Consider the following 18090-nt stretch of genomic DNA (forward strand, 5'->3'; position numbering starts at 1 on the left):
GTATTTTATTGTGACATTTACAGAACTGCGTCGTCCATGTACCACTAGTGGGCTTCACCTTTTATTAATTCATGAAAGGAATGCAGCAGTATGCCACCACGTTCAACTTCTTATCTGGTGATCGCGCTAGTCATTCTGCTGTTACTTATTGTAGTGGGCCTGATATGTGGTAGTTGGTCAGTAGCCTATGAAAACCCGCAAACTATGAACTCAGTTTTAGAGGGAGTGACTCTTGTTACCCTGTTTCTGGCATTGCAGGGACTCATTGGCTTTACAATCTGGTGGTTTTTACGACAGCGGCAACAGCCCCCAGCTCAGACCGAGGTTTTACATTCGATTGTCCATGAGTTTCAAACGCCTATTTCGGCGATTCGCATGGCGGTCGATATTCTGGATTCGCCCATTGCCCGAAATCATCCTGAACGGACAGAAAAATACGTACGAATAATACGGGAAGAAACAGAGCGACTGCAACACCAGGTCGAAACCATGCTGACGCTGGCACGGGCAGACCGAAATACATTGGTGCTAAATCCTGAACCCGTTCATATACAGCACCTCCTTCAGTCGGTCGCCGAGCGACATGGCGACTATTTAACACTACAATTGGCCCCTAAAGACACGTACATTTTAGCGGATCGGCTCCATTTGACCAATGTACTTTACAATCTGCTAGATAACGCGATCAAGTACAGTGCTGACGACCCAGCTATTACCTTGCTCACTAAAGTTGATACGGATGGACTCACGATTACAGTCAGAGATAAGGGGGTAGGGATTCCTCCCAAGTTGGTGGCCCAGATCTTCCAGCCTTTTTTTCGGGTTCATGATCGTAATCAACCTAGTGTAAAAGGGTTTGGCCTGGGCTTGAGCTATGTACAGCGAATTGTACAGGCCCACAACTGGAGCATCTGGGTAAAAAGTGCCGTTGGCCAGGGAAGCGAATTTATGATTCAGGTACCCCCAAAATCAATTCTGCCCACGACAGAGCAAGGGCAGATAATGGGTTCCAGAAAGGCAAGTTAATCGTACAGGTTCAGGATTACTTTGTCAGGCGGGCCAATGCAAAAGCAATAGGCATCAGCCCACCTGACATCTAAAAAAGCTATTTGGCGTTTACAGCCTGGGCAGCCTTCGTTACTTTCATTACACCGTTCATAATACGCCAATGTCCGGGGAATGTGCACACAAACGGATAATCGCCGGGAACAGCCGGAGCGGTGAATTTCAGACGGTATGTTTGGTCTGGATTCACCAGCGGGGTAGCCACAATGACCTGCGGAATTGAGGGCACGTAATTCTTTTCAGCCCCATCTTTTGCCGTAATAAGCTTGTCGGCAGCAGCCCCAATAACCTCCATACTTTTAGGCCTACCAATCACCAGGTTATGCTGCATGGCATCGGGATTTTCCAGAACGATTTCGACCTGTTTACCCGCCGTAACCGTAAACTCCTTCTTATCATACCGCATCTCCTCGCGCACCGTTTTGAGTCGTACGATCTCTATATTCGGATCAACAGGTTCAGCTTTGGTAATTCCCCACAATTCGTACAGGCGATTCAAGCGACTGCTATTATCGGCAGATACCGAATTGTTTAGACTGGCCAGGAACGACTTATCGGCTTCCTGAACTGTGGCTTTCTGGCGGGGATTCCAGCCTTCGGCAACGCCTTTCACAATGGCCTCTTTTTGGGTAACATCCAGCTTTTGCGTCTGCTTCAGCAAAGCAACTACTTCGTCGATAGGCGCAACGGATGCATAGCTACGGATGGCCCGTTCAAGCGCATAGGCACTCAGACTCTGGGGAGCACGATAGGTCAGGGTAACCGTAGCATTATTGTTCTGCTCATTGCTTTCAGGAATAACATTCTCCCGATCAAGCATGGCGGTGATCGCATACTGCCCCGCCCGCTCGAATTGAACGCCCATGTCGCCCACCCAGGGTCCATTGTTCGATTTGCTGATGGTGACAGTTTCACCGGGCTTGATACCCGTGTTGTGCGTCACGCTGACAAAATCAATTTTTGGTCCATCCAACGCCCCTTTGGGTCCTTCAATCCGAACCGACAAAGGAATTGGGGTTCCCTCTGGAACGGCTACTCCTCCCGCATTCATCACATCGACAAACACTAAGGCCCGTTCCCGAACCGAAGGCGATTCGGGCGTGGTACGAATGGCCTTAACCACCAGATCGGGTTTATCACTGGCCGAGGCTGTAATCGGAACCGATTGCTTCGGAGCGGTTGCCGCTGTGTGGTCATGCTGGCTCATATCATGTGCCTGCTGGCTATGTCCGGCCTCAGAAGTGGCTAATTGAGCCAGGTATGTTTTCAGCAATCGGCCATCATTCGCTGTCAACGCACAGGCAAACGCATCGGGTAACCAGCGATCATTCGTTTCGGTAGCTTTCGCTAGACGGGTCAGAATAGCATTATCTACTTCGGAGGAAGACGGTGCCTTCGACAACGCTAACAAGGAATTTAGTACTACCAGTGGCTCTTTATCCTGCAGAAGGTTATTTCGCAAAATGGCCTGAGCTGCCTCAGAAGCAGGCATCACCTGAATGGCGGCTTTACGCACAGCCGAAGCAGGATGCTTCAGGGCTCCGGTTATGGCCTGCATCACATCGGGTTGAGTGGCCGCACCAAGCCCCTGCAATGTCCACAGGGCATGAATCGCTGCGGGATTATTGCCAATTTCGTCCAGCGACTGATCGTTTACCAACGCAATGAGCTTCGGGACAACATCTTTGTTTGCCCGCTCAATCAGCAACCGCTGAGCCGTCATCCGCCAGAACATATTGGTGTTTTTCAGCGCAGCCATCAGCTCGTCGGGCCGATCTTTGCTCAACGCCATTGGTATATAGGCGGGTGCATTTTTGTAGGCAACCCGGTAAATCCGACCATGCGTAAAATCACGTAGTGGCGTTTCGTAGGCATTGCCAGAACCGTTGGCAGCTCCTTTAGGCGTCGGGTTATGCTGAATAATGAAGCTATACCAATCAACTACCCAAACGGCTCCATCAGGCCCTACTTCGGCAAAAACCGGTGCAAACCACTCATCGGCACCTGCCATGAGGTTAAATCCGTCAACATCTTCGTAGTCGGTGCCCGACTTTTTCATCACATTCTGGTGCAGAATATGCCCCGTTGGCTCCGATACAAATGCAACCTTATTCCAATACTGCTGTGGGAACGCACGGGCCGTATAGAAATTATGACCCGCAGCCGCCGTAAACCCACCGAATACGTCCACCTGTCTTACCTTTGGGGTAATGGGTTTCATGTCTTTATGGGTATCGGTACTGCGGCTTCCATTTTCGCGCAGATGCGGTGCTCCATGAAAATACTGATTCGGAATGGCCATATACCAACCGTGCGAGTTATTGGCTGTCGATCCGAAAATATCGCCGGTTTCGGTAAAGCCTAATCCCCAGGTATTGTTGGAGGTAGCCGTCACATATTCGAGTTTCGATCCATCGGGTTTAAACCGGAAGAAACCTTGGCTAAACTTGACACTGTCGGCCCCGAACTTGCCTTTAAAGCCCGAATACCCAACACTTCCCCAAATCCAGTTATCAAAACCATAATGCAGGTTGCTAGGACCAGCGTGTGTATCGAACGTACCGAAGCCCGTAAAAAGAATTTTCTTCACATCGGCTTTATCGTCGCCGTTGGTATCCTGCAAAAACAGCATGTGTGGCGCCTGCGACACGTACAGACCACCGTTGGCAAATACCATTCCGGTCGGGATACTGAGTCCTTCAGCAAAATTGGTGAACTTATCGGCCTTACCATCTTTATCGGTATCCTCGCAGATGACGATATAATCCGAACCGCCTTCGGGCTTGCGCTCGTTCGGATAATCTTTGGTAATCAGTACGAACAATCGACCGCGTTCGTCCCAACTCATGGCAATCGGATGCATTACGTTAGGCTCATGGGCAAACAGTTCGAGCGTAAAGTCGACCGGCACCTGAATATGCTTCATCGACTCTTCGGGCGAGAGGGGTTCCTGTTCCAACTGGGTACCTGGCCGTTTTTCGTAGTTCGGCAGGTTCGCTTCGTGATAGGCAAACGGCTGCGGTTTCAGGTCATCGTGCAGTTTCTTTACCTTATCGCCTACAGCCCAGAGAATCCCCCGTTCCAATAACTGCTGAAAACCGGGTTGGCTCCAGGTACGTTCGTCATGTCCATAGGCGGTGTAAAATACCCGGCCCTTACCGTACTGCCGCGTCCATGTGTAGGGCTCTTCGGTTTGGCCTGGCTTATCCTTAGCCTGATCGGCTTTAATATCCCGTACGGCCAGCACATTATTATCGGGCTGCAAATGACTATGCAGATAAGTTTCGTCATAGGCTTTGAACGACGATAGGCCCGCTACAATCGGATTGTTTGGCTGCGTAAAACGCGTCTGAATAGTATCCATCCGATGCCGCCAGAACTGACCTCCGACTACCTTATCGACGTACTCGGGCGAATTTCGAAAACAATAGGATGCACAGTGCACCGGAATCAGTCCGTGCCCCGACGATACATACGATAATAATGCCTGCTCCTGGGGTTTGGGAATACTATCCCAATTGGCAAAAATCAACAGGCCGTCGTACTTGTTCAGATTCTCGGTATTGAGGTCTTCGAGTTTATCGGTATAGGTAATGTTGATACCCTTGTCGCCGAGAGCCGCCATCAGTTGCGGCACGCGCTCGCTCGGTCGGTGGTGGCCATTATCACCCAGAAATAGAATTTCGGTCCGACGCGGACGGTCGTTACCCGATGCTCCGCCGGTCTGTCGAACAGAAGTTTGTGAGGACGATTGGCGAGCACACTGGGCAAGTGCGACTACGACCCCAACAGCGATGAGTAGTTTTTTCATGTTAACCAAAGGAAAAGGTAATGGACAATGGATAATGCAAAATGGATAATGGAAGGTGCTACTTTACACATTGTTCATTATCCATTGTCCATTATCCATTATTCATTTAGTTGAAATCAGGCAATTGAATGAGCTTACCACCCTGTAGCGCCGACTCATGCGCCAAAATTCCCACGCTGGTCCAGTTAGCCGACTGAGCCGCGTTGGGGAATGGATCGCGGTCTTCAATAATGGCCGATATAAACTCATGCACCATATGCGGGTGCGACCCGCCATGACCGCCCCCCTGCGTAAACGACAGGTGTTGCTGCTCATCGGCATCATAAACGCCTTTGGTCGTAAATCGCTGGATGGGTTCGGGCAAATAATGTGCATAATCGGGCACCGTTACTTTCTCGGGAATCTCCGGCTCCGGTTTTTTAGCGGTATGAATTACGGGAAGCTCTTCCTCGATCAACTGCCATTCAAACGACTTTTTATCCCCGTACACTTCAAAGCTCTCCCGGTATTGCCGTGCTACATCAAATAACGATCGATAGACATAAGCTGATAAGTCGCTGTCTTTAAACTTAATATGTGCCGATTCAACCGCAAAGGGCGAGTTATGAATTTTGGCCAGCTCTTCCCGAATCGTGCCCGATCCAAAACAGGAAACATATTCAGCCTCCAGCTTAAGCAAACCAGCCACAGGCCCTACACAGTGCGTAGCATAGTGCATCGGCGGCAAACCAGGCCAGTAATCCGGCCAACCGTCCATGTCCTGCTGGTGACTAGCTTTCAAAAACTGCACTTTACCCAGCTCGCCTTTTTCATACAACTCCCTGACAAACAGAAACTCGCGACTATACACAACGGTCTCCATCATCATGTATTTCTTGCCCGACTCTTTGGTAGCCTTCACGATCTCCATACAGTCCTCTACGCTCGTCGCCATTGGCACGGTACAGGCAACGTGCTTACCCGCGCGTAAGGCTTTCAGACTTTGTTCGGCATGATTTGGAATGGGTGAGTTGATGTGTACAGCATCGACAGTCGGATCGGCCAGTAGCTCATCGTAACTGCTATAACGTTTCTCGATGCCATACGCGTCGCCAATCTTGTTCAGGTTGTCGACGTTACGTTGGCAGATAGCGTACATGTTGGCGTTCGGATGCCGCTGATAGATTGGAATAAACTCGGCCCCAAATCCAAGGCCTACAATGGCGATATTAATCATTTTAAAGAGCGAAAGAATGAAAGAGTGAAAGAGCGAAGTAAAGAATTCGGAGTAAAAGGCCGTTCAGACAGGAACGCTCTTTTGCTCTTTCATTCTTTCGCTCTTTAAAAATTTTAGTCCATCAACGGCCAATTGCTCAGGTGAATCGAACATGGGCCGGAAAATATGCGTGGCGGCTGCGAGTTCGGGCGGGTTCGGACCGAAGGCTTCGATGGCAATTGGCCCTTCGTACCCCACTTCGTCAAGCACATTAAATACGTCAGCGAAATTAATATGGCCCCGCCCCGGTGTAGAGCGGTCGTTTTCCGAAATCTGGATATGCACCAGATAAGGAGCGCATTTACGTAAGGCATCGGCAATGTTTTTCTCCTCCATGTTGGCATGGAATGTATCGAAAGCCGCCTTACAATTCGGATGATTGACATCTTCAACGTAACGAACAAGTTCGTCGGCACAGGTAAGTAGGTAGGTTTCAAAGCGATTGAGGTATTCCATTGCCAGCATTACCCTTTTGGTTTGCGCATACTTGGCCACCTCACGCATACCTTCTACCGACCAGTTCCATTCTTGCTGGGTCGCGGGCTTACCCGTAAATGTTTTAAAGCCAGCATAAAATGGCCCCATCAAAATGGTAGCTCCTGCAGCGGCTGCACAATCAACAATTTGCTTTAAGTATGCAACCCCAGCCTGCCGTACAGCATCATTAGGGCTGATGAGGCTAAATTCTGAACTACAAAGTGTGCAAGCCTGCACCCCTAGGCCCAACTCGGTTAGTTGCTTCCCTAAACGCTGCCACTTTTCCAGGTTGACATCATTGATCGGAATCTCGACAAAATCAAACCCACTCGTTTTCAGGAATGACAGCGTATCGGACAAATCTTCGTCCATGGTCATTGTCCAGACAAACAAGTTCATTCCTAGCTTATTCATATTTGGTCTGTAAAAATTTACACAAATCTATTTAGTACTGGACCGTTTATCTCCGCTTTTATTAGCCAATTATGACTTTATTTTTACATAAATCAGAAAAAATAGGCAACATTTGTGTTAAAAAAGGAACAATGCCATGAAACAGCCCCTACGCAAAGACCTGGAACCCGTTGCGGCTTCATTCATCGTCAAAGAACTGGTCGAAGCTCATTTCGACCCGAACTGGCATTTTCATCCACATTATCAGTTATTTCTGGTCGAGGAGGGCACAGGCACCCGATTTATAGGCGATTCGATTAAACCATTTGGCCCTGGCGATCTGGTTTTCCTGGGGCCTAATTTACCGCACCTCTGGCGCAGCGATCAGGTTTATTTCAGCAAACAATCGGACCTGATCACAAAAGGAATTGTTGTCTATTTTGCCGATGATTTCCTCGGAAGTGATTTTTTAAAAAAGCAGGAGATGAATCTGCTTCGTCAGTTACTCAACAATGCCCGGCAGGGTCTTGAGTGGACAGGCCCAACCCGCTCATATGCCGAAAAGGCACTTCGTAATCTGGCAACACAGGCTGTAGGCTTTGAGCGTATATTAAGTCTGTTGACGTTGCTCAATCGATTGTCGCAGGCTACTGACCACCGATTTCTGACAAGCTCAGGCTATACCAATACCGTAAAGCCATCCGAAACCGACCGAATGCAGCTAGTACACGACTATGTTCTGGACCATTTCCCCGACGAAATCAGTCTGGATACCGTATCCGATCTGGCTGGTATGACCCCTCCAGCGTTCTGTCGTTATTTTAAAGCCCGTGCCAACAAAACCTTTTCAGAATTCGTCTCCGAGGTTCGGATTGGTCATGCCTGTAAATTGCTTATGGCAGGGAAGCTAAATATTACGCAAATAAGCTTCGAGAGTGGATTTAGAACCCTCTCTAATTTCAACCGACAATTCAAATTTATTACTGGTCAAACCCCTTCGTCGTATGTGAAGACATACCGGGATCTATAATTAGTAGCCATTATATCTTTTTTTGCTACTTTGCGAGACTATGAAGTCTCGCTACAAATCGCCTTCCATCAGTCAATACGACAAAATTGTGAAGGAAAATTTAGAAGCAGCGATCCCAGCGCTGATTGAAAGGCTATTAGATATTCACCCCATTGAATCCGTCGAATTACCTGACGATCTACAACATACCAAAGAACGTAAGCCTGATGCGCTCAAGCGCATTCGCGACCATACTGGAAACACATTCGTACTTCACCTGGAGTTTCAGGTAGCGGATGACCCGGATATGATCTACCGCATGGGCGACTATTGTGTTATGCTGGCGCGTGCTTATCGGCTTCCCATTCGACAGTATGTACTATATATGGGCAATAAGCTACCTAAAATGGCCTCAGAACTAAACACCGGAGACTCAGTTTTTCGGTATCATTTACTCTCGTTCCAGCAGTATTCGTATAAACTGTTTCTGAATTCTGATAAACCAGAAGAGATTCTATTTGCATTATTAGCCGATTTCGATGCGCAATCACCTCAGGTTATTCTGGAACAGATGGTCAATCGAATTTACGAAACGACAACTGGATCGCTTGCATTTGAGCGATACATAAGTCAATTGCGGGTTTTAGTGCAACTTCGTAAATTACAACCCAATTTAGAGCTAGTCATGGAAAAGTTAACACAGTATTTTAAAGAACAAGAGGATCCATTTTTCCAGAAAGGCCAGCGACTGGGCTTTACACTCGGTCTTGAAAGTGGCAAAAAGGCAGGGTTGGAGGAAGGTAAAAAAGCAGGGCTGGAAGAAGGTAAAAAAGCAGGGTTAGAAGAAGGTAAAAAGCAGGGAAAGCGGCTAATTATTTTAAATCTGCTCGCTCAAACCCAATTCTCGGTAGCTGAAATCGCCCAGTTGACCGATACTTCCAGCTCCTTCGTAGAAAAGATAAAAAAAGAAATGGGTGCATAACCTGTAGGATGCACCCATTTGATATATGATTTATAAAGCTTAATAGGCAGTCGAAGCACCAACTGATTGCCTTACATTGACGCCTTCCAGAATAAAGGAAATCAAATCTTCATTCAACCGATCTTTTTCCGTCATGAATAAGCCGTGTGGGGCGCCGTCATAGACAATATACTGAGCCGTAGGCAGTGCATTCGCTGTTCGCTCGCCCGAGGCTTCAATGGGCACCGTCTTATCCGAATCGCCATGAATAACCAGAGCCGGTACTTGAATCTGAGCCAGATCATCCCGGAAATCAGTCATGGCAAACGCCTTTGCGCATTCGACCGTAGCCCGATGTGAGGCAACATAGGCTCTGGCAAAATCGCCATCCAGATGAGCCTGACTAACGGGTTTACTGATCAGGTTGACCCCGTAAAACTGTTTGCCAAAGGTTTGCAGGAAATCGGCCCGGTCTTTCTGAAGGCCATCCAGAATTTCGTCAAATACACTCTGATCTACTCCATCCGGATTGTCATCTGTTTTCAGCAGATAAGGTGTTACGGCACTTACAAAAGCAACTTTTGCCACGCGTGCTCCACCATGCCGACTCATATAGCGAGCCACTTCTCCCCCACCCATCGAAAAGCCGACGAGGGTCACATTTTTCAGATCTAATTCATCGAGAACCGCCTTCAGATCGTCGGCCATCGTATCATAATCATAGCCATCCCAGGGTTGCGACGATTTACCAAAGCCACGACGGTCGTAAGTTACCACCCGTATGCCATGAGCAGGCAGCTCGGCCAACTGATAATCCCACATTTCGTGGCCTAATGGCCAGCCGTGGATCAAGACAACTGGAGTTCCAGCCCCTAAATCCTGATAGAAAAGTTTTACGTCATTGCCGGATGAATCCGTACCTGCTTTGATGTAGCTCATAACGTGATCGAATTTGTTGAGTTTATCGATTAATTAACTAGAGAACTAACTACAGCTACGAAGAATAGTTTGTCCTGGATTTTTGTTCAATCGATTTTCAGCAACACCTTATCCAGTGGCTATGAACCTATCCCTACAGGTACGCGAACAGACTTACAACAGTACGCTCTGAAAAACCTCATCGAGCCGTGAAACAGACTTCACGTTGATTTTATAGTCTTTTGTATCGAGCCCTTTCATGTTGTATTTGGAAATGAATATTTTCTTGAAACCCAGCTTCTCGGCTTCGGCAATGCGCGATTCAATCCGGCTGACCGCCCGGACTTCGCCACCCAGGCCGACTTCAGCCGCAAACGCAATCGATGGGGAGATAGCAATATCTTCGTAGCTTGACACAACCGCTGCGCAAACTGCTAAATCAATGGCTGGATCTTCGACGCGCAATCCACCCGCAATATTCAAAAATACATCCTGCTGGCCCAGCCGGAAACCTCCGCGCTTTTCCAGAACGGCCAGGAGCATATTCAGTCGTTTGGCATCGAAGCCTGTACTACTCCGTTGCGGAGTACCATAGGTTGCTACACTCACCAATGCCTGGGTTTCAATCATTAGTGGCCGGTTTCCCTCCAGCATGGAGCCGATGGTCACACCACTCAGGGCTTCATCACGTTGTGAAATCAGAATTTCGGAGGGGTTAGTTACCTGCCGAAGTCCCGTACCGAGCATTTCGTAAATACCCAGTTCATCGGTGCTGCCAAATCGGTTTTTAGTAGTTCGCAAAATTCGATACGTTGTATGGCGGTCCCCTTCAAACGTCAGTACTGTATCGACCATGTGCTCCAGTACTTTTGGTCCAGCCAGCGAACCTTCCTTAGTAATGTGGCCAATCATAAACACCGGCACAGCACTTTCTTTGGCGTACTTCATTAATTCGGCCGTGCATTCGCGCACCTGCGAAACACTACCTGCCCCCGACTCAACCAACGACGACTGCATCGTCTGAATGGAATCGATAATCAGGACATCCGGCTCAAAATGTTCCACCACCCGAAAGATGTTCTGAGTAGACGTTTCCGACATGACATGGCAGTCGCTGGTGGGAGCGTCCAGGCGCTCTGCCCGCATTTTTATCTGCTGTTCACTTTCTTCGCCGGATACATACAACACGCGCATTCCCGTCAGACTCAGGGCGATTTGCAATAGGAGTGTCGATTTGCCAATACCTGGCTCACCGCCGATCAGTACCAGCGAACCCGGTACGATGCCACCGCCCAATACCCGATTTAGTTCGTCATCGGTTGTACGAACACGCGGTTGCTCTTCGTAGTTAATGGCGTGAATCGCTTTGGGCTTAGCAGCCACTTTTATATTGCCCGGCCCCGATGATGGGCTCCGCCAATTGCCTTTCTCAGGTTCGTCTTTCTGTACGAGTTCTTCAACAAAGGTATTCCATTCGCCACAGGACGGGCAGCGTCCAAGCCACTTGGCTGACTGAAGGCCACAACTCTGACAGAAATAGGTAGTTTTTAACTTGGCCATCTTTTGGGGAAACAGTAAACAATATGACCTAATCAGCGGTTGGGTAACGGAAACTGATTAAACCTTTTCGGCAACAAGTTATCCAACCTGCACCGGGAAATTTTAGGGATAACTGCTTACTAATATCAACGCCATTCACTCAAAATTAGTTGGCTTTTGTACCGGAATAAACCGATTTCCGTTAATCAGACAGTACAATCATTTTACAACCAGCTATGAACAAAATCCTGCTTTTCGTTTCACTGACTCTACTGCCCGCATGTGTGTTTGCTCAGGGCTTTCAATTTGGTATTAAGGGGGGGGTAAACCTGTCCAAACTTAGCTTTGGTAACTTTGTATCGACCGGAACCAACTCGAATGGATCGCCCAGCGTAAGTGTGGATGGCCAAACCTTCCGCAACAATCTAAATGCGAGTCTGGACAGTCGAACCGGCACATCTTTCGGCGTGTATGCCCGCATCGGTAATAATCTCTTTATCCAGCCCGAACTTTTGTATTCAACCCGGGCTGGTTCGTTCGACGTAATTCGGAATGGCCAGACGGAAACCGTTACCGTGAAAACAACCACATTCGATGTGCCTGTTCTATTAGGTATTAAAGGCGGCCCTATCCGGGTGGTAGCCGGCCCCGTGGCTTCGTTCCGCGTAAATGACAACCAGTCATTAGGCCAGGCAGTAAAGCAATATACCAACGGAACCCTGAATGATGCCTGGTCGCAGGCGTATTATGGCTATCAGGTGGGTGGTGGCCTCGATATTGGTTCCTTCGGGCTTGATGTTCGCTACCAGGGCAATATCACCGACATAGCCCAAATCAAAGACAATTCATCTCAGTTCAGTCAGGGCATGAAAACCTGGCAAATCACCCTAGCATTCAAAATAATCTAAAAGATTAATAGAGTACATAAAAACAAACCGTTGCTGTCCGCCCGATTGGGTTTGCAGCAACGGTTGTTTTTTCAATTAACCCACTAAATACGTACAGTCTTTAGTCGAACACCCTCATTGATATTGTCCGTTTGATGGAGCGCATCATGAACGGCTATCTATCAATGGTGTTCGACTTTTTAATTATACAGCCGGTGCCAGTACTGGGCCAGTTGCTGCGAAATGTCTTTCATGCGCCGACGTGAAATGGCTACTTCGCGCCCGTCGGCCAGACGAACCTGCCGATCCCGGTTGAAGATGTTCCGTTGCACATAAGCGAGATTAACGATATATGATTTATGAATACGAAGAAACATGGAAGCGTCTAAGGTTTTCTCGAACTCTTTGAGTGTTTTTGACACTAAAAACCGCTTCCGATCACGCGTGTGGAGAAACGTATAGTTACCTTCTCCCTGGAGGCACAGAATATCATCGACCGAAATAAAAATGGTACGATTCAGATATGGCAACGCGATACGTTGTGTGCTACGCTGATATGAAGCCGGAAAATGGGGGACAACGGGGATCGGTTGGACGGACGAGAATACGTTAGCTTCCATGATAGAGAGTGTTTTGGTTCGTGTTCTAAGTGATTACTGACGAAGCAAAACTACCTGATGGCTACTATCCGGGAAAGAAATAGCCTGATCTACAAGGGCCTCACAAAGAGTCAACCAGTTGTAGATCAGGCTATTACGAGTCAATCTCGTATTTTATTCAAGTGAATGTACTCAGAGCATTGCGTAAAACTACGCACTTGGGCACTATGTATATAGCCCTATAATTGATCGGGAAATCCCATACTTACCTGCTTAAACCAAGGCAACAGGCTGAAAATCCCGAATCCGATCCATAAACATTTGTGCCCGCCGACGAGAGATTTTTACCTGCTGTCCGTCTGTCAGTTCCAGCTCCCCTTCTTTTTTAACAAAGAACTTACGAACAAAACCGAGGTTGACAATGCAGGATTTGTGCACCCGGACAAAGGACTGGCCTTCGAGCATAATTTCGTATTCCTTTAATGTACGCGATACCAGCATTTTAGTACCATCTTTCAGGAAGAACTTGGTATAGTTTCCACACCCTTCGAGTCTAACTATTTCGTCAGTAGAGACCGTACGTTTCCGATCATAAAATGGAATGAGTAATTTCTGCAGACAATTTGAATCGGCAATTTTTTCCACACTATTGTGGAAACCTCTGGACACTGTGTCGAAAAGAGAATCATTCGCGAATGCATTCATAGCTGTTTGATCGGGTGTTTAATAATGGTTATATAGAGGCTGACATTCAGAAACTTACCAATTTTATGTCCATATCGGCGCCACTGGGTAACCTGCCTTCTCTGTCGAATCAGTCTACAAGAATCAGTCCTACTTACTAAAATAAACGTATATTCATAAAATAATCCTGTAACTAGCTGTCAATCAATAATTATAGCCATTAACTCAACAATACATCAATAATATGATTTCTATTCCCATCTTGATAACGCCCAAATTCAGCCATCGATAGCCCCATTCTACACCGACCTTATTTCACAGATTGGGCTGCTCTTCTTATGTTTTCCCTACCTTTGCACTAGCGAATGGCTAAATGAGTAACCTATGCTGGATAAAGTAAAAGACCTCTACCAGGAGATTGACCACTATACGATTAGCTCACCCGAGCAATTAGAACAGTTTCGGATGCGGTTCATCAGCCGCAAAGGCGTTATAACGGAGCTGTTTGAACACTTGAAAACCGTTCCTCAAGCCGATCGCCGGGCAGTTGGACAGGAATTGAATGGGTTAAAAAATCTAGCTCAGGAGCGTTTTGATTCATTCAGTCAGCTTATAGAAGAGCAACGGGCTGCTGCCAATAGTGCTCCCCCAGTCGATCTGACGTTACCAACCATCCCGAATCTGACCGGCACTCAACATCCGCTCACGCTGGTTCGGCAACGTATCATTCAAATTTTTGAGCGAATTGGCTTCAACGTAGCTGATGGGCCTGAAATCGAAACCGACTGGTACAACTTTGGCGCGTTGAACTTCCCCGATAACCACCCTGCCCGCGACATGCAGGACACGTTCTTCATCGAGAAGTCAGAAAGCGGGTCCCCTTCTGCTGACGTTTTGCTACGTACGCATACCTCTAATGTTCAGATTCGTCTGATGGAACGACAGAAATTCGGTACCGAATTTCGGCCCATTCGGTCTATTATGCCTGGCCGCGTTTATCGGAACGAAACCATTTCAGCCCGGGCGCACTGTATGTTCCACCAGGTGGAAGGAATTTACATTGACCGTAATGTTGGTTTCAAAGACCTGAAAGATACACTCTACCACTTCGTAAAAGAGATGTTCGAGCCGGGTACGCAGATTCGGTTCCGGCCATCCTACTTCCCCTTTACGGAACCGAGTGCCGAAATCGACATTTCATGCCAGATCTGCGGAGGCAAAGGCTGTAACATCTGTAAGCATTCGGGGTGGGTAGAAATTGCTGGCTCGGGAATGGTTGATCCTCAGGTGATTGCCAACTGTGGAATCGACCCCGAAGAATATACAGGCTTTGCTTTCGGTATGGGGATCGAACGCATTACTCAGTTAAAATACGTCGTGAACGATTTACGACTCTACACCGAAAACGACGTCCGTTTCCTCCGTCAATTTGAAGGACTCTAACTACAATGATTGAATGACAGAATGATTGAATGATTGAATCGACAGGCGCAGGTCTTTTATTCATTCAATCATTCTGTCATTCAACAATTCAATCATTATTATATGTCTCCCATCCGTCTTTCTGATCTGGCCTTTACCCTTGAAGCTGTTCTGGATGAAGCTTTTGGGCAGAAAGCGATGTGGGTAGTCGCCGAAACGAGCGATATCAAGAATTATCCAGATCGGGGCTATTGCTTTCTGACGCTGGTTGAGCGTGACTCCGCCAGTCGCGAGACGGTGGCCAAACTGGAAGCCTGCATCTGGCGACGGAATTACCATACCATTGGTGATTTTGAACGGGAAACGGGAGTAGCCTTCGCGCGAAATATTCAGTTGCTACTGCTAGTATCCGTTGCGTTTAATCCGGTGTACGGCTTACGCCTGGAAATTCTGAAAATAGACCCGTCGTACACACTTGGTAACCTCGAACGGGAGCGACAGGCCGTACTAGACTCACTCGTCAAAAATCACCCGGATCTGGTCTGGCTCGAAGCAGGACATTACATCACTGCTAACCAGCTTTTGCCACGCCCTGCTGTTATCCAGCGAATAGCCCTAATTACGGCTCCCAATTCAGATGGATGGCGGGACTTCCGGCACGAACTGGCCCAGAATCCGCTTGGATACGATTTTGTGGTCGATGAATACCTGACGCAGGTACAGGGACAGGGTGCCGAGCGAGCCATATGTGGACAACTGGAACGTATCCGGCTCAGTAGTATTTCATACGATGCTGTTGTGATGGTGCGGGGAGGAGGTTCGCAGCTTGATTTTGGTTCGTTCGACACTTATCTGATGGGCCATACGGTAGCGGGTTTCGGTATTCCCATTCTGGCCGGAATCGGGCATGAGCGCAATGTGAGTATCACCGATCTACTCTGTCATCAGAGTGTGAAAACCCCAACCAAAGCGGCTGCTTTCCTGATTGAACACAATCGACAATTTGAAGAAAGCTGCCTGCAACTTCGCGAACGGCTCCGAGTTGTGGCTCGGGAGGCTATGCTGACAGCTCGGGAAAATCTGGATCGGGAAACCGAACGGCTACGGTTTGTGAGCCAGACGTACTTCCGCGAACGCCATACCGATCTTACCGAAAAAGCCGTTACCCTACGCCACCTCGACCCATCGAATGTATTACGCCGTGGTTATGCACTCCTGCTTCGTAATGGGCGAATCATTACCCAGGCTGCTAACGTACAACCAGCCGAAACACTTCAGGTACAGATGCGCGACGGAACGATCACTATTACTGTTTTAGAGTCGTAACGGTCAGAAAGTAGACGGTGCCGGGCTACATGCACTCTACTAATTTACGAGTCGATAACTTTCACCTCTATGAAAATGACGTATCAGGAAGCCTACGACCAACTGACAACCTTGGTCGACGAAATTGAAAACGAGCAAGTCCCTCTGGATGAACTACCTGCCAAAATCCGGCTGGCTACCGAGCTCATTACATTCTGCCAGGAACGGCTTCGGGCAGTGGAAACGGAGTACCAGGAAGTTATCGAAAAACTGCCAAAGCGATAAATTAGGATTTTTATTATAAGGTCGTATCTAACCTTTGCTAAACCTTGCCTAATTTTATCCCCTGTGAAAATAAAGGGGTACTTTGTGCCAGCGATCGGTTGTGATGAATGAAGAAGTGCCCACTTACCGCCTGATTGAGTCTGTTGAAAATATGAATTTATTCGCCAATATAACGAATGTATTAAGTTCAGATGTTCTGTCGCGCATAGCAACGTACATCGACGAACCACCTGCTAAAACTACCAAAGCCGTCAACGGTCTTGTCTATACGATTGTTGGGGGCTTAATGAAACGGACCACCAGCGAAATAGGTGTTAATCAGCTTTATAATCATATTCAAAAAGGTCGGTTTGATGGGTCGCTAACCGAAAATATGGCTACCGTTCTTCGCGAGCCAACTTTAACGAATACGCTTATCATGCAGGGTAACGACGTGATCAGTCACTTACTACCTGCTATGAAAAGTTCGATTGGTAACATGATTTCGGGTTATGCCGGAATCCGTAATTCGTCGGCTATTGCGCTGTTAGGCTTAATCACGTCGCTTGTTCTTCATGTACTGGGTAAACAGGTTAAAGATCAGAAGTTGGATGCAGATGGACTGGCCGCTTCCCTATTTACTGAACGCGAAACATTAGTCAATGCGGTGCCAGAGGATTTTATGCCGCAACTAGTGGAGAAAGTAGGCTTACATCAGGTTGTAGCAGGTCTGGCCATGCCCGCCCGACGGGCAGCAGAGTCGTCGGGCCGATCAACCGCAACGGCTACACGACCAGCCGTCAGCTATGAGCCTGTCGATGAATCCGATGGAGACAATGAAACCTTAACGAAATGGGGAGTTGGGGCACTCATCGCCGTAGCACTCGGTGTTGGTGGCTATTATCTCTATCAAAACACGCAGCGCTATTCAGATGGTCAGGAAGAAGTAAAAGATGTGACAACTATCACCAGCGACACTGTTCAGACTGATACCGTAGCCCGGTCGCTGGCCGTTCCTATCGACTCATCTGCCAAAACGCCACCCAAATCAACCTCGGTAGCCGCCATCACTACAGCTGCCCCTTCCACAACGGTAGCAGCCGCTGGCGATCTGACCAACAAAATAGCGCCTTACCTGGGCAATGCCGCTTTACCCAAAGGGCGTGTTTTTCCGCTTACCTCAATCACATTCCCACCGGGTTCATTTTCAATGACTCCAGGCTCAGAGGCTGGTATTGCTGAGTTAACGACGCTTCTAAAAACCTATCCTCGTCTGCAGGTTCAACTGGTAGGCTATGCCAACGATGCCAAAGGCGATATGACGAATAAAAGCCTGTCGTTCAAACGAGTAGTTGAAATCAAGCACCGATTGATGGCGGCAGGGATCGACTATATGCGACTCGACGCCATTGGGCGAGGAACAGGTGTTTCCAAAGCCGATACTTCAGGTATACCCAAACCCACCCTACGCAAAATTGACTTGAAAGTGGTGGTCAAATAA

General features: G+C 48.0%; 15 protein-coding genes. 8 read left to right on the forward strand and 7 right to left on the reverse strand.

Going from position 1 to position 18090, the window contains the following annotated elements; genetic code table 11:
• Positions 1-204 precede the first annotated feature (204 nt).
• A complete protein-coding gene (locus B5M13_RS24300; protein WP_245859466.1) occupies positions 205-1026 on the forward strand; it encodes a sensor histidine kinase in 822 nt (273 codons plus the stop codon).
• Between the two features lie 79 nt (positions 1027-1105).
• On the opposite strand, the gene B5M13_RS24305 is transcribed toward B5M13_RS24300, so the two are convergent.
• The 3 genes from B5M13_RS24305 to B5M13_RS24315 form a co-directional block, all read right to left on the reverse strand.
• A complete protein-coding gene (locus tag B5M13_RS24305) occupies positions 1106-4876 on the reverse strand; it encodes a PVC-type heme-binding CxxCH protein (protein WP_080058136.1) in 3771 nt (1256 codons plus the stop codon).
• A gap of 106 nt (positions 4877-4982) precedes the next feature.
• Entirely contained in the window at positions 4983-6092 is a 1110-nt protein-coding gene (locus B5M13_RS24310; RefSeq protein WP_080058137.1) for a Gfo/Idh/MocA family protein, read from the reverse strand.
• Between the two features lie 63 nt (positions 6093-6155).
• Positions 6156-7022: a sugar phosphate isomerase/epimerase family protein gene (locus tag B5M13_RS24315; protein ID WP_170061187.1), complete on the reverse strand. Its 867-nt coding sequence runs from the start codon at positions 7020-7022 to the stop codon at positions 6156-6158.
• Positions 7023-7158: 136 nt separating this feature from the next.
• On the opposite strand from B5M13_RS24315, the gene B5M13_RS24320 reads away from it, so the two are divergent.
• Positions 7159-8031 carry an AraC family transcriptional regulator gene (locus B5M13_RS24320; RefSeq protein WP_080058138.1) on the forward strand — a complete coding sequence of 291 codons (873 nt, stop codon included), beginning with the start codon at positions 7159-7161 and terminating at the stop codon, positions 8029-8031.
• A 40-nt stretch (positions 8032-8071) separates the two neighbouring features.
• Positions 8072-8992 carry an RpnC/YadD family protein gene (locus B5M13_RS24325; protein ID WP_080058139.1) on the forward strand — a complete coding sequence of 307 codons (921 nt, stop codon included), beginning with the start codon at positions 8072-8074 and terminating at the stop codon, positions 8990-8992.
• 39 nt (positions 8993-9031) lie between these two features.
• Here the strand turns inward: B5M13_RS24325 and B5M13_RS24330 are convergent, their stop codons facing one another.
• Complete coding sequence (locus B5M13_RS24330) at positions 9032-9910, reverse strand: alpha/beta fold hydrolase (RefSeq protein WP_080058140.1); 879 nt, start codon at positions 9908-9910, stop codon at positions 9032-9034.
• 153 nt (positions 9911-10063) lie between these two features.
• Complete coding sequence (gene radA / locus B5M13_RS24335) at positions 10064-11449, reverse strand: DNA repair protein RadA (protein WP_080058141.1); 1386 nt, start codon at positions 11447-11449, stop codon at positions 10064-10066.
• 215 nt (positions 11450-11664) lie between these two features.
• On the opposite strand from radA, the gene B5M13_RS24340 reads away from it, so the two are divergent.
• Complete coding sequence (locus B5M13_RS24340) at positions 11665-12336, forward strand: outer membrane beta-barrel protein (protein ID WP_080058142.1); 672 nt, start codon at positions 11665-11667, stop codon at positions 12334-12336.
• Between the two features lie 179 nt (positions 12337-12515).
• On the opposite strand, the gene B5M13_RS24345 is transcribed toward B5M13_RS24340, so the two are convergent.
• Both B5M13_RS24345 and B5M13_RS24350 read right to left on the reverse strand, forming a co-directional pair.
• Positions 12516-12935, reverse strand: coding sequence for a LytR/AlgR family response regulator transcription factor (locus tag B5M13_RS24345; RefSeq protein WP_080058143.1), 420 nt, complete (start codon positions 12933-12935; stop codon positions 12516-12518).
• 252 nt (positions 12936-13187) lie between these two features.
• The gene (locus B5M13_RS24350; protein WP_080058144.1) at positions 13188-13619 is read right to left on the reverse strand and encodes a LytR/AlgR family response regulator transcription factor; all 432 of its coding nucleotides are present in this window, start codon (positions 13617-13619) and stop codon (positions 13188-13190) included.
• A 363-nt stretch (positions 13620-13982) separates the two neighbouring features.
• On the opposite strand from B5M13_RS24350, the gene pheS reads away from it, so the two are divergent.
• The 4 genes from pheS (at position 13983) to B5M13_RS24370 (ending at position 18090) form a co-directional block, all read left to right on the forward strand.
• A complete protein-coding gene (gene pheS, locus B5M13_RS24355; protein WP_080058145.1) occupies positions 13983-15041 on the forward strand; it encodes a phenylalanine--tRNA ligase subunit alpha in 1059 nt (352 codons plus the stop codon).
• A gap of 102 nt (positions 15042-15143) precedes the next feature.
• Positions 15144-16346, forward strand: coding sequence for an exodeoxyribonuclease VII large subunit (locus B5M13_RS24360; RefSeq protein WP_080058146.1), 1203 nt, complete (start codon positions 15144-15146; stop codon positions 16344-16346).
• 69 nt (positions 16347-16415) lie between these two features.
• The gene (xseB, locus tag B5M13_RS24365) at positions 16416-16610 is read left to right on the forward strand and encodes an exodeoxyribonuclease VII small subunit (RefSeq protein WP_245859467.1); all 195 of its coding nucleotides are present in this window, start codon (positions 16416-16418) and stop codon (positions 16608-16610) included.
• A gap of 103 nt (positions 16611-16713) precedes the next feature.
• Positions 16714-18090: a DUF937 domain-containing protein gene (locus B5M13_RS24370; protein WP_080058147.1), complete on the forward strand. Its 1377-nt coding sequence runs from the start codon at positions 16714-16716 to the stop codon at positions 18088-18090.

It is taken from the genome of Spirosoma aerolatum (assembly GCF_002056795.1).
In the GTDB taxonomy this organism is placed as follows: Bacteria; Bacteroidota; Bacteroidia; order Cytophagales; family Spirosomataceae; genus Spirosoma; species Spirosoma aerolatum.